Source organism: Bacillus sp. HNG (assembly GCF_003400205.1).
Classification (GTDB): Bacteria; Bacillota; Bacilli; order Bacillales; family Bacillaceae_L; genus Ferdinandcohnia.
This window is the reverse complement of record NZ_QUQV01000022.1, coordinates 16,499-30,347: the sequence shown is the minus strand read 5'-3', so window position 1 is coordinate 30,347 and position 13,849 is coordinate 16,499. Positions and strand designations below refer to the sequence as shown.

The window sequence follows — 13,849 nt, the reverse complement described above, 5'->3', positions numbered from 1 at the left end:
GTATCATATTTCAACAAAAATCTACAAACTCCTTCTTTTTTCAAAAAATTAATTGTGAACTTTATTTGAACTTTTTAAGCAATAAAAAATACAACCACTGCCATTATGGTTGTATTTTTTAAAAGCAATTCAAGATTTTATCTATCATTAGGAGGAATCAATACATTATATGTAGGTAGCTTAAAAAGTATGCTAATCAAGATGTAAAATACTTTGTAGTTTTGTGAACATTTACCTACAAGTGATATAAATCACTTATTGATGGTATTTAACTGTACTATAATGAGAGTAACATTAGGCTCGTAAGGAGTGATAACGGTGGAACAGACACTAAAGATTACGAACGTTTTAGCAGATCCAACACGATACTATATTTATCAATACATTATTAAACAAAATGAAGAGGTCACCGTACAAGAAATCGCAGAGGAATTTGATATTCATCCAAATGTTGCTAGACTTCATTTAACAAAGCTCGAAGATGTAAATATGCTTGTTTCAGAAGCCAAGAAAACCGGAAAAGGTGGCAGACCTAGTCGTCTGTACCGATTATCGAATGACCATATTCAAATTAATTTTCCATATCGCGATTATCAGTTGCTTTCAAAAATTGCAATTGAAACAATGGCAGCACTTGGTGATGTAGGTAAAAAAGCACTTGAACTAACAGGTAGACGATTTGGTGAAGAATTGGTCAACCATCAGATTCCCGTTTCGATTCATGAACTAACCTTTGATCAAAAGTTAGATATTTTAAAAAAGGCATCTACGGTGGCGGGTTTTTATCCAGATTTAGACCATAATAAGGATAAGACAAAAATTTTCTTAAAAATTAATAATTGTCCTTTTAAAGAAATTGCACAAGAAAATTTTGAAGCGGTTTGTGGCATGCATCATGCCTTTCTAAGAGGAATGTTTGATTTACTATTTGACGATGTGGTGCTAGAAGAGTCAGAAAACATAATTCTCGGATGTAATTCTTGCAGTTATCGCGCATTTGTCGCAAAGTAATGTTTACATTTATGTAATCGTTACATTATAATAATAAAAGTGAGTGTTTATCATTTACAAGGGAGGGAAATATACATATGGAACGTATGTACCGTGTTTTAGGTTTTTGGACAGGTATCTTTTCAGTAATGTTCTACGTTGGTGGTATGGATGTTCTAGCACTAATTTTCTTTGCACAAACCGGATTTTTCGTCCTTTTAAGCTACTTAAAATTGTCTGAAAGAATGTATATTTACGTGTTTGGCGCATATTTAACTGTTTTCTTCTGTGCCTTCTCTTACTACACCACATTTATGATGCCGTTAGGCGGAGGTCACTAAAAAAAAGCGATGGGAACATCGCTTTTTTTATTTGCCATGGAAAACATGATCCCAATTTATTTTGCTATTTTTTTGTTGGATGAGTACATGAAAAGTAGTACTCATTCCTCCATCCATGATTAGTGAACGAATGGCACGGTTTTGTTTACTTTTTTCCGAGAAAGGATTCGAATCAAAGTTATCCTGTAAAAACGTCAGAATCCCCGCAGCTAGTAAAAATTCATCCTGTCTTAATTTCTTCACAAATTCAAGACCGTACTTTGTCCCATTTGAAATAAGCGTGTCAAAATGAATATGGGTGGTAAGATCCATACTCCCCGGATATTCAAGTGGATTGTTAATTAAATGGTGCTTGTAATAGCCACGAAGGCTTCCCTTCCTTCTAGCAGGTTCCATCCATTCCTCATTTGTATATCCGTAATCAACCGTAAAAGCAACCACATTTCCAAGAAAATCATTTAGCTCATCTAGATAAGTAAGCATTGAAAGTGGGGCCTCAAATCTTTGTCCATTAACAAGCGCGATCTTCGTACAATCTAAATAGTGCATAATACGCTTATCCGCAAGCGGTTCAAGAATTTCACAAAGCTGATCATCCTTATTTAGTGTGATTTTCACTTCATAGATGCTATCATCTTTTTTCTCAATTACTCGCACTGGGAAAGCATCAAACAATTCATTTGAAAAAAGAATGCCATTAAATATCGGAAAATTCTTTTTAGCTTCATCCAAACTTTGAAACTGGATTACTTTTTTACCTATCGGGAGAAGCTCCTGCTGCAAGCGTCGGTGGTACGGACTTGTTTCAACCATGATATATGTGATTTTCTGATATGTATCGCTGTAGGTATTATGTAATTCGTCCAATACTGCTCTTGCGAATCTCCCGTTTCCTCCTCCAATTTCACAAATAAACGGTGCTATTTTTTCTAGCATGATTAGTTTATGAAAAATCGATGCAAATAGTTTACCGAAAACATCGGAAATATTGCTGGTTGTGATAAAATCTCCTTTTTTCCCTACCTTCTCTTCGTTCTTCATATAATAACCTTTTTCTTTATGATAAAGAACGGTATTCATATATTGTTCATATGTTATTTCGTTGTTTGGAGATGATTTTATGAGTTCTTTTAGTATGCGTTGCATCTTCTCACCTTTTGCTAGTTTTCACCATTGACACAGTGTTTATATTATTATATTGTAAATTTAGTAGCTTACAATATCCCTCCCATTATACGGATATATAAGTCTTGAGAGCGTTAAGAAGGTATTCTTAGTGCTAAAACATCCCCAAGGAAAAGTCTAACTAATTGAGTTAGACTTTTCCTTTTTTAGTTAAAACCCGTTTAAAAATGGGTTTGAGTCCATTTCGGCTTCGATAGTTGTTTCTGGACCGTGTCCTGAAAGGACAATTGTTTCTTCTGGTAAAGTGAGTAATTTTTTATGTATGCTGTCCAGTAATTGGTCATGACTTCCACCGGGAAGGTCTGTTCTACCGATACTTCCTTGGAATAAGGCGTCTCCTGAAAAGACAACTCCAAGCTCTCTACAATAAAATGAAACACTTCCTGGCGAATGCCCTGGTGTGTAAAAAAGACCGAATGTAAAGTCACCAACAGAAAATTCTCCTTCTTTCGGAAGAATGGTTGGCTCTACATTTGACAAAATTTCTTGCCCTGGAATAAAATATGCCGATCCATTTAAAGCAGGATCCCTTAGCCATTTTTTCTCTTTTTCATGGATATATACAGGAACATTCCAATGGGCTAGACAATCATCTATGGCACCAATATGATCAAAATGAGCATGTGTTAAAAGAATAGCAATTGGTGTTAGCCCTTGCTGTCGTAAAATAGTCATTAATTTTTGCCCATCTCCACCTGGATCAAAAATGACACATTCTTTCTTCGAATTTGCAAGTATGTATGCATTTGTTTGTAACGGTCCTAGCGGAATCCTTTGCCATTTCATCATTTTACCTCCATTGCTTTATAATCTACCATCTATTTTACACTAACAGACAAAAACGAAAAAGCGCTTTACTAATTGCTACACGTGCTTTTTCTAAAAGAGATCATTTGTCTTCAAAGTGTCACTTTTTCCTCCTCGACAAAACTGGTTAAAACCATTAGAATATAAATTGAATCTATCTATTTCTTTACATAAAGGGTTTTCAGCCTTTTGGAACAACATTTTACCTGATTGTGATGTTGTAAATTTTCATACTATGGGGAAAATAGTATTGAATATTAAGTAAAGGCGACTATTAACTGAAACATTGATTATAGCAAGGGGGTAAGACACATGGGTCTAATGATTATCTTTTCTTTAATCGTCATTTTAGCTGCATTTGGTATTATTCGTTCATTACGCGAAAAAAACCTTTTAGCGATACTTTTCTCAACAGGAATCTTTTTAGTATTAGGCTGGTTCACAATCATGACAATCTGGAAACATGGTTTCCCAACAGCTCACTAATATGAAAAGTTTTAAAAAGCCATCGGATACTCGATGGCTTTTTACTTTAATATAAAATAAGATCCTCAACTTTTTTTGTCTTCAAATCAATTAACTTTTCGAATTGAAATCCGTATAATCCTAAGAAACCATTTGGAGAAAAATTAATTGGCTGATCATCTACCTTTTCAAGTATGACTTCTTCCTTCCCAGTACTCATATCATAGGAAACAAGCTCAAATTTTTCTCCATACGTATCAAATGCACCTTTCGAATATGGCTTAAAGGAATAGAACTTCTTTTGCCCCACAATGTAGTCTGAAGACGGAATGTACCATTTTGAATAGTCACTCAAAAGGGGCATTTTATATTCATGTAACTGTTTATTTTTTTCAGGATTGAAAAAACTAATCTTTGCAACCGAATCCTCTCCTTGGACTAATTCATATGTAACAAGCAAATCTTTATAGGTTGCAAAAGAAATAATGTTTTCAAATAAAAGACCCTCTGTTTTCGTATTTAAATGATACGAATAAAGCGGTGCAAAGAAATCAAGCGAATTTTGGTCCCATTTTAAATAGGAAATTGTGTTTGAATCTATCCATTGAATAAACGGTTGAAATACCTCATATTTCGTTGTCTGTTGTGCCTTAATATCAAGCAAATGGGTTTGAAATGACCAATCCTCTAAAAACGAAGTAACGAAAACCTGATGTATATTGTATGGATTCCAGCTATAAAACAAATCAAAGGAATTCACTTTCCATTCGTATTGTACATTGCCTGATTTGTCGACTGCTGTTAACTTGACCTGGTTTTGGGAATCCGAAGTATGTATTAAAAACAAAGAGTGGTCTTCATTTGCTTTCATGGTCAATACAGGAGCTGTGGTTTTCAAAAATAACTCCTTTTCACCTGTAAATAGATGGTACTTGTAAATGCTAGAAGTTCCGTTCTTATCGGTCACATAAAGAATATTTTCATCATCATACCAATCGCCTACAATATTGAATTCTTCTCCCTGAAGATCTAGTGGTTGTAATTGCTGATTCTCACCCAAAAATTCAGATGGCAAAGGACCCTTCGAAACATTCTTATTACTACTTTTTGGCACATCACTAATATCAAACGGTTGATGAGAGTTACAGCCAGTTAGTAGAAAAAGAAACATAAAAACGTAAATCCATTTTCTCACCAACTCGATAATCACCTCTTTATCCAATTAAACATATACTGCCTTTTAATACAATACTGAGTCTTCTACCCAGTATTTATTCTCTTAACAGATAATACGATTATGCATGTTAAAAAGTTTCAAAGCAAGAAAAAAAGCCGAAGAAAACACGGCTTTTTTACACCACTTTCACATATACAACGAAGCCAAAAAGGCTCCCAGCGTTTCCTGATAAATTTCTTCAAAAAGAAGAGCCTGGCCCCCATCACATTAAGTACTACGGGGCCAGGCAGTAATTTTGGATTCATTTTTAATTTTACTTTTATATCGAGCGAGATAGAACAATTACCTAATCTTTTAAGCTAATTATCGTGTTAGTCTTGGTGGTCTTGGATTAGAAATATCAACCACTGAAACAAGGTACTTCACTGAGTTTTCATTATAAGTAGCCGTCACTTCTGTTACACCATAAGATTTACCAGTAATAACGCCATTTTGAACTGTAGCAACACTAGAATTTGTTAGTGTATAGGTAGCTTTTGTTGTCACATCTTCATAAGCTGTTTCATCACCGATTATAGTTACTTCAGTGATTTTCACATAACCTGTTTGACCTTTATTGACTAGTATTAAATCCTTATCTGCGACTAAGCTAACTTCCTTCTCAGGTTCTGGCTGAGGTTCACCCTCAACTACTGTCACATCAACAGTTACTGCATTATTACCGTAAGAAATCGTAACAGTTGTTTCACCAGCAGCTTTAGCTGTTATGACACCTGCTTCTGCTGATGCAACTGCTTCGTCTGCTACTGTGTAAGTAGCATCTGCAGTAACATCTTTTTCAGTGATGTTGTCGCCTTGTTTAGTTGTTTGAGTAACAACGATCGTTGCATTTTCACCTTCTTCGATTGAAACTTCAGATTTGTCTACAGCTAGGCTAACTTCTACTTCATCTTCTTTTTCAATAGTGTATTCTACGCTTCCCTTATTTCCGGCAGCGTCCTCAACATGTACTGTGACCAATTCTGCTGCTTTTGGTACCTCAAATTCGAATGAACCATCTTGATTTAGTGTAAATGGCACGGCACTACCAGCTTCTCCATTGCTTGTGGCAACATAAGTAGCTGTGAGCTTTGTGTTTAGATCATAATCTAGTCCGTAAGGTTTTAGAACATCTTTATAATCCACATACTTATCTACAACAGATCCCGATAATTTGTTTCCTTTAACTTTCCCTGAAATCTCAGGATTTGTGGATTTTACAACAATTGGACCGACATAGTCGCCAATAGGACCATTACTTGATAGTGCAGAAAAGTCAATTGTGTACAGGCCATCAGGAATATTAGAAGGTTCTTGAGGTGGTGCCCAAGGTCTGTATTGTCCAGCAATTCTTAATTGATATGAACCAGCTCCTAAGGAATTACCCGCATGTAAATAGCCAATATAGCCATCGCCATAATGTCCACCGTTAGGATCTTCAATATTCCAAAGCTCAATATAGTTTGTACTTACATCTCCTGTAAGTGTGAAGTAAAGCATCGCTTCATCTTTCACACCGTCTCCATTGAAGGATAGGTCTGTTTCTGTGATGGTCATATCCTTAATTTCAGTTGGTGCTACCCCTCCGAAGTCAGCAGCAAAAGGAAGTGAAATTTTATTAGCACCACCATTAATATTGATATAACCTAATATTTCGTCACCAGCTTTAGTATTAGCTGCAGAAGCAGTTAATGTTACGTTTAATAGCTGCTCTCCATTCGGAGCTAAACTGAATGATGTTTTATCAACTGTTACCTTAGCATCGCCAAACGATTTTGTTACGTCAACCGTTACATTTAACTCTCCGCCTACTCCTTTAAGATCTTTCACACGAATTTGCTTCGTGACTGAAATATTTTTATCCAGGCTTTGCGGTCCGAAAGTTACTGTACCTTTAATGTTTGGAACAATTTCGCCACTAGCATCAAGTACCGCTTCGTCTTCAGCATAAGCAAGAACATTAGGGAATGCAGCCTCATACGCGACTACACGACCGGCTCCTTGTGCGAAAACGTCATATTTTTCTGTATTAAGTAGTTTCGCAGTATTTGATAGAGCTACTTTTACATCAAACGCATCCCAATCTGGGTTTGCTTGTTTAACTAAAGCTGCAATTCCAGTAATATGTGGAGCAGCCATTGACGTTCCTGTAAAACGATCATATGACTCTTCATAACTTGCATCTGGGAAATCCCATTTGTAAGCTGGAATGGATGACATAATATTTGTTCCAGGTGCTAATACATCTGGTTTAATATCAAAGTTCGGTGTCGATGGGCCACGTGAACTAGAATTATTTACTTCATCACCTACGGAATGCTCCTGACCAAAGTTTCCGAATGTGACTGTACCAGTTCCATTCGCAAGCGCTTTGCGAATTGCATCTCCATCTGTTACAGACATATCAATTGTCGGAATGAAGGCAAATGAATCACCTAAAAACACACCGGAAACGTCAGGTGCATTGGTTCCACCTGAGAAGTTATGGATAATCGTTGCAACTGCCCCGGCTTCCTTAGCATTGGCAATTTTATCAACAAACGCAAGTTCTCCACGGGAAATAAGGGCAACCTTTCCTTCTACATTAATCCCCTCAAAGTCAGCCTTATTACCGACTCCTGGGATTGCAACTAGCTCATACTCACCATCTAGTTGGGTTGCTAAATCTTGACCGAAAGTTGTTCCCATGAAGTTTAATTGTTTCGAGTAGTTGTAATCATTATCAACAGTTACGATTACTTCAGCATTATGTTGAGTTTCCGGATTCGTAGAATTACCAACAACAATTGCAAGACGTGATGTACCAGGCGTTGTTACTGATCCACGATTTGGGCCTGAGTTACCTGATGAATTCACTGCAATGACTCCAGCCATCATCGCGTTATTTAATGCATATGCTAAGCTATCATTTTCTGAGTTGCTGCCTCCACCAAGTGAGAGGTTAATGACATCCATTTCTTCATTAACTGCAGTTTCAACGGCAGAAATAATTCCAGATGTTGCTCCACTACCATACGCACCAAGGACGCGATATGCATATAGATCAACTTCTGGGGCAACCCCCTTAATTCCATATTTATTCGCACCAATCGCAGCAATTGTTCCTGACACATGTGTACCATGATCTGTATAGAAGGATCTGCCATCTGTATCAAATTCTGGCTGACCTGCCGCACGGTCTTTAGGTGACGTTTCGCGCGGATCATTTTCAGCACGATCGCGAGCATACTTAGAGTCGTGTATTACAAAGTTCTTACCGCCCTTATATATTCCTTGGAATTCCGGATGGTCTGGATCAATTCCTGTATCAAGCACAGCTACCTTGATTCCTGCTCCTTTGTACCCCTCATTCCAAACTTGCTCAATTCCTAAGTGGTCAATGCTAGTATTCATTTGTGTCTCGAATTTTACGTCTTTTTCAAGCTCAGATGAAGATGGATCTGTTTGCTTGTCCTCTTCTGTTGCATAAACAATTGCATCTGGTTCAACTAAAGTGATGCCTCTAATGTCTAGAAGTTTTTTAAGGTCATCTGCCTTTACTTTAGCAGAGAAGCCATTAAGCACGGTATCATATGCAAAACCTTTTTGAATTTGGATACCCTTTGCAATTAGTTCTTTATCGACTGATGTTTGCTGTCTTTTAATTTTGTCGCGGATTTCTTTAATCTTAGTGTTTGATAAAGTTTTTCCTTTTAGTTCATTGATCCCTTTTTCTAATGCTACTGGGTTTTCCGATAAATGGATAATGACTGATATCAGTTCATTACCTGACTTATCCTGTAAATCCTTATGTAGCTTTGGTAATCCTTCAGAGGTCGAATTTTGCTCCGCAATCGCTGCCTTTAATAGCATGTTTTTTTCATCTTGTAGTTCTTGTTTAAAAGATGTATTCTCAGCCTGTTCCGCTTCAATTGCTGATACAGGCATTACTAGCGAAAGCACCATTATAAAAGCTAGAATACTACTAAATAGTTTCGTAAACTTTCTTTTCCCCAATTTACTTCCCCCTACTCCACTGATTTCTTCAATATTTTATTGGTCATTTTTAGAGTTATCTAAAAACTCACTAAACTACTTCCCTCCTTTTTTAAATAAATTCTTTGAAACTATTAATTTACCACCTCCATTCGTTCTTCAAAAAGAACATTCTTTGCAAAAAAGGAATGAAAGTTAAATTCTTTCATTAAATTGAATTATACAATAGTAATTTGAAAATTAAAACTATAAAAAGAACAAACTATTCTTAATTAAGAACTACCGGGTAAGAAATAGTCATAAAGATCAATAAAATTATGGGGAGTTCCCAATTATTTTGTTGGGATTAACTCCCCACCAGATAACTTCTGGTATCGTCCACTACTTTTAAATATAATCTTCACATATACAACGAAGCCAAAAAGGCTCCCAGCGTTTCCTGATAAATTTCTTCAAATTGAGATAGTGGCAATGGATTAACTCCTTTACCTAATTCAAACGTAAATCCCGGGCGTCTCCACTCTTGAATAAACCAATCCTTGAAGCCGGCATGGCTATCAACAAAACGTACTGCCTCATAACCCGAAACTCTCGAAAATTCCTTTACCAGTGTTTCCGCTTCAGGAGGTTCCAGCCCTTCATAGCCCCAATAAATGACTTCTCCTTGCGTATGAAAGGCCAATACACAGGAGAAATTGGAGGACCTTGTTAATTTTTCAATCGCAATGACTTCAGGCTCTGTAAATGGAGCATTACCGGGATAGTCTCGTGGTGCAGGTGACTTAGGCTCTTTTCGTTTTTTTTCAATTTCCCAGTTAGCCGGAAATTGATTATTCAAGTCGACACCTCGAATATTTGCTTTCCAGTCTTTAAAATCCAAACTTCCATTGTTTATTTTTACTACTTCCTGTTTATATGGTTCCTGTTCAGGAGGACCATTATGAACTAAATCGACTCCATCTGGATTTACCATTGGAACAATCGATAGGATTGCTTTTAAATAGAGTGGCTCTACATAAAACCCACGTATTGGTGCCATATTGGTTAGTGCTAGCAAATAATCATTTAAAAAGGTCATGATCACATTCGTTGTTATCCATTCATTCGCATGAAAAGACCCGTTCCAATGAACTCTTTTTGCGCCTCTTCCTAATCGTAACTCTACTAATTCCTTTCCTAATACGCTCTTTCCAACTGAACGTGTTTGTAGAAATGGATAGATCGTTTGTAATTCATGAATATCCTTCATCAGATCTTCATAATCATATTTCCGATTTCCATTAACGACCGAATCCACAACTCTCTCTGGTAATTGAATAAGTTGATCGACTTGTAGATTTTCTGCGTCAATCCCTGGATTTACTAAAAATAAAGCATCAGCCAAAAGTGTACGCGATTTAGCAAGTTTCCATAATGTATCACCAGCACCAATTGTATAAGGTTTTAATACAAAACCCGGAATATTCACATTTGCTCCCACCTGCAAATTTTGACTATTCACATGTAAATTGGAATCGATAAGTAAATGTGTTGGGATTGAAAACAATTGACTATAATACCATATCGTGTCACCTGGGCGGACTTTTATCTTCACCAAAAACCCTCCTTAGTTACTTCTCCTACAATTCTATGAGTAAAAGGCTGTACTTCATGTCATATGAAAAACCTTGACCATTTGGCCAAGGCTTCAATTTATTATTCTGCAAACTCTTCCGATACTGGTTCACGATAGGATGTTCCATTATAAAAGCGGAGAAGGTCCCCGTAAACAATTTCATCTGAATAATCTAATTCAAATCCTGCTTTTTCCATGAACGGCTCACAGGAGCTGATATCCGTCTCTTCACCAGTTGCTGTGTCATAACAGGCATTCTTTGTAAATATATGATTATCTGTGATGAAGCTACCGTCTCTTAATACAACAAACGGTAATTTTTCCTTTGAAAATACATCACTTCCGAAATGAACATCGTTTTGAATATCCATACCTAGAAGGCTCAAGATGGTTGGTTTTAAATCAATTTGTCCAGCTACAGTTGAAATCACTTCTGGATTTTTGTCTGTCACACCAGGAATGTGAATGATTAAAGGTACCTTTTGTAGTTCGATTGAATCAAACGGTGTAATTTCTTCTTTTCCTAAATACTGTGCCATCGCTTTATTATGGTTTTCTGAGATTCCATAATGATCGCCGTATAGAACAAAGATTGTATTTTCGTACATTCCCTCTTCTTTAAGTCGCTCGAAAAAGACTTTAATAGACTCATCCATATAGCGAACAGTTGGAAAATAACGATTCAACGTTCTAGAATTGGAGTCAAATTCATTTACCATTCGGTCCTCTTCCTCAAGTTCAAAAGGAAAATGATTCGTTAATGTAATAAATTTTGAATAAAACGGCTGTGGCTGAGATTTTAAAAGCTCAATAGATTGTTCAAAGAAATCCTTATCCTTTAAGCCCCAACCAATCGAGTTTTCTTCTGTTACCTCATAGCTCTCAACGTCAAAGAATTTGTCATATCCTAAAGAGTCATACATAATATCTCGATTCCAGAAGGTTTTATTATTCGCATGAAAAACTGACGAAAAGTATCCATAGTCCTTAATAACCTCAGGTGTTGCTGTAAATTCATTGGTTGCATGTGTAAAGAAAACAGCCCCGCGACCAAGTGGATACAATGAATTTTCTAATAAGAATTCAGAATCTGATGTTTTACCTTGACCCGTTTGATGATAAAAATTGTCAAAGTAATAGCTTTCATTTATTAAGTCATTCAAGAATGGTGTGATTTCTTGTCCATCTATCGTTTCATTAATGACAAAGTTTTGAAGGGATTCCATCGAAATAATGACGACATTTTTTCCTTCGGCAATGCCAAATTTATCGCTTGGGTCCTTTTGATTTGCTTTCAAGTAATTTTCGATTTCGATAAATGAACTGCTATCGGCCAAAGCTCGTTGTGCAGAAGATTTTGATTGAAGGACGATATCATAAATTTGATAGTTGTATGTCCCAATGTTCTTCACTAACATTTCGCGGTCGAATGTTCTCGTTAATAATTGTGGTCGCTGTGCTTCAGCTAATCCAAGATTAAAGAAGAACACGGCAGCAACTAGGATGAAATATGATCTTCTTTCCTTCTTTGTTATCTCTTCAGCCATAGTAAAGCTTGGTTTATACTTGTTAATCAAAATCAAAATGACGACATCGATGAACATTAGTGGATCTGAAAACTTCAAATTCCCTGTAATACTCGTTCCTAAATCCCCCATATTACTTGTTTGGAAGAGAACGGGAAGAGTAAGAAAGTCGTTAAAGAACCTGTAAAATACAACATTTGCAAACAATATAAACGAAGATAGTAAACTAGCAAATATAATAAATTTGTTACGATGTTTTTCCTTTATAAAAAAGGAAATACCAAAGAACAGCAATAAGAAACTTAATGGATTGATGAGTAAAATAAACTCTTGCATCAAGTTTTCTATCTTAATATCAAAGCTAGTTTTATATACGATATATGTTTTTATCCAAAGCATAAAAGCAGCTAAAAAAATAAACCTTGATTTGGATAATGTTGATGACTTAATCATCAAAATACCTCCTTGTTTTCAAGCCCGCGGAGCACCATTACAACGTTTGTTAATTCCATTTAAAGGTAATTCCAAAAAACCTAATCCTAATCTTAATATTTTTTTTATCAAAAATCAATCATCAAAACAACCTAATTTTTTTAGAATAATATGATGTACATTATGTATATACATATAAGACGAATAGTTGACTAGAAAGTTTCATAGTAATAAAAAGTAACAATCTTTTAAATTTTCTAACACAAATGCAAAAAAAGAGATTTCATTGTGAAATCTCTTTTTCCTAGTACTTTGGGATTATTTAAGACAGCTTTGTTTTTGCCAAATATGCGGCACCAATCACACCTGCATCATTTCCTAATGTAGCGATTGCAATTTCGGTAGCTTCCGCAACACTCGGAAACGCAAAACGCTTGAATTGTTTTATTAATGGGTGCAGTAATTGATCACCTGCTTTTGAGACACCACCGCCGACAACGATTTTTTCAGGGTTTAATCCATTCGCAACATGACTTAAAGCCAAACCAAGATGATACGTTACGTTGTCAATAATGTTCTTCGCGAGTTCGTCCCCTTTTGCTGCGGCTTCAAAAACATCTTTAGAGGTGATTTCACCCGCTTTGTCATACTGTTCACGGATAAGACTTGATTCATTTTTCGTTTGAATCGCCTCTTTTGCCAAACGTGCAATACCTGTTGCAGATGCAATTGTTTCAATACAGCCAGTCTTGCCACAGCCACATAAAGCACCACCTTCAGGTATGGAGGTGATATGACCAATCTCACCACCTGCACCATTTGCTCCACGAACCACCTCACCGTTGGCGATAATACCTCCGCCAACTCCAGTTCCTAACGTTACACAGATAAGATTATTTGCTCCTTCACCAGCACCCTTCCACATTTCACCGATAGCTGCTACATTCGCATCATTATCAACTGCTGCTGGTAAACCGATTACTTTCTCTAACTCTGCTTTTAATGGGAACATTTCCTTCATGCCTAGGTTGGTTGCTTTATAAAAAACGCCTTCCTCGAAATTAACAGGACCAGGTGCCCCCATCCCCACACCTACAAATTGTCCTTTCTTTAGCTGTAATTCATTCATTTTTCCTTCAATAGCATCAGCAATGTCTGGGATAATCTTATCTCCTGATTTATCAGTTGGAATTTCCCATTTAGTAATGAATTCACCTTCTTGGGTAATAAAAGCAAGCTTGATTGTTGTTCCACCTAAATCGATACCAATTAATAAGTTTTCCATATGTATTCCATT

Annotated in this window: 10 protein-coding genes; 3 read left to right on the top strand and 7 right to left on the bottom strand. The window is 36.4% G+C overall.

From position 1 onward, the window contains the following. The first annotated feature begins 318 nt into the window (after positions 1-318). Complete coding sequence (locus DZB84_RS22360; RefSeq protein WP_116354513.1) at positions 319-1,011, top strand: helix-turn-helix transcriptional regulator; 693 nt, start codon at positions 319-321, stop codon at positions 1,009-1,011. A gap of 77 nt (positions 1,012-1,088) precedes the next feature. After that, complete coding sequence (locus DZB84_RS22355; protein WP_116354512.1) at positions 1,089-1,331, top strand: DUF2626 domain-containing protein; 243 nt, start codon at positions 1,089-1,091, stop codon at positions 1,329-1,331. A 27-nt stretch (positions 1,332-1,358) separates the two neighbouring features. Here DZB84_RS22355 and DZB84_RS22350 read toward each other — a convergent pair whose 3' ends face one another. Beyond that, positions 1,359-2,477, bottom strand: coding sequence for a class I SAM-dependent methyltransferase (locus tag DZB84_RS22350; RefSeq protein ID WP_116354511.1), 1,119 nt, complete (start codon positions 2,475-2,477; stop codon positions 1,359-1,361). 189 nt (positions 2,478-2,666) lie between these two features. Then, entirely contained in the window at positions 2,667-3,302 is a 636-nt protein-coding gene (locus DZB84_RS22345; RefSeq protein WP_116354510.1) for an MBL fold metallo-hydrolase, read from the bottom strand. 333 nt (positions 3,303-3,635) lie between these two features. Between DZB84_RS22345 and DZB84_RS22340 the strand changes: the two genes are divergently transcribed. Next, positions 3,636-3,809, top strand: a complete 174-nt coding sequence (locus tag DZB84_RS22340) for a DUF2759 domain-containing protein (RefSeq protein WP_116354509.1) — start codon at positions 3,636-3,638, stop codon at positions 3,807-3,809. Between the two features lie 46 nt (positions 3,810-3,855). Here DZB84_RS22340 and DZB84_RS22335 read toward each other — a convergent pair whose 3' ends face one another. The 5 genes from DZB84_RS22335 to DZB84_RS22315 form a co-directional block, all read right to left on the bottom strand. Beyond that, positions 3,856-4,983, bottom strand: a complete 1,128-nt coding sequence (locus DZB84_RS22335; protein WP_142759859.1) for a YqgU-like beta propeller domain-containing protein — start codon at positions 4,981-4,983, stop codon at positions 3,856-3,858. 345 nt (positions 4,984-5,328) lie between these two features. Beyond that, a complete protein-coding gene (locus tag DZB84_RS22330; RefSeq protein WP_116354507.1) occupies positions 5,329-9,000 on the bottom strand; it encodes a S8 family serine peptidase in 3,672 nt (1,223 codons plus the stop codon). Between the two features lie 379 nt (positions 9,001-9,379). After that, positions 9,380-10,573: a M14 family metallopeptidase gene (locus DZB84_RS22325; RefSeq protein WP_116354506.1), complete on the bottom strand. Its 1,194-nt coding sequence runs from the start codon at positions 10,571-10,573 to the stop codon at positions 9,380-9,382. 101 nt (positions 10,574-10,674) lie between these two features. Continuing rightward, the gene (locus DZB84_RS22320; RefSeq protein ID WP_116354505.1) at positions 10,675-12,573 is read right to left on the bottom strand and encodes an LTA synthase family protein; all 1,899 of its coding nucleotides are present in this window, start codon (positions 12,571-12,573) and stop codon (positions 10,675-10,677) included. Between the two features lie 301 nt (positions 12,574-12,874). Further along, a complete protein-coding gene (locus tag DZB84_RS22315) occupies positions 12,875-13,837 on the bottom strand; it encodes an ROK family glucokinase (RefSeq protein ID WP_116354504.1) in 963 nt (320 codons plus the stop codon). Positions 13,838-13,849 lie beyond the last annotated feature (12 nt).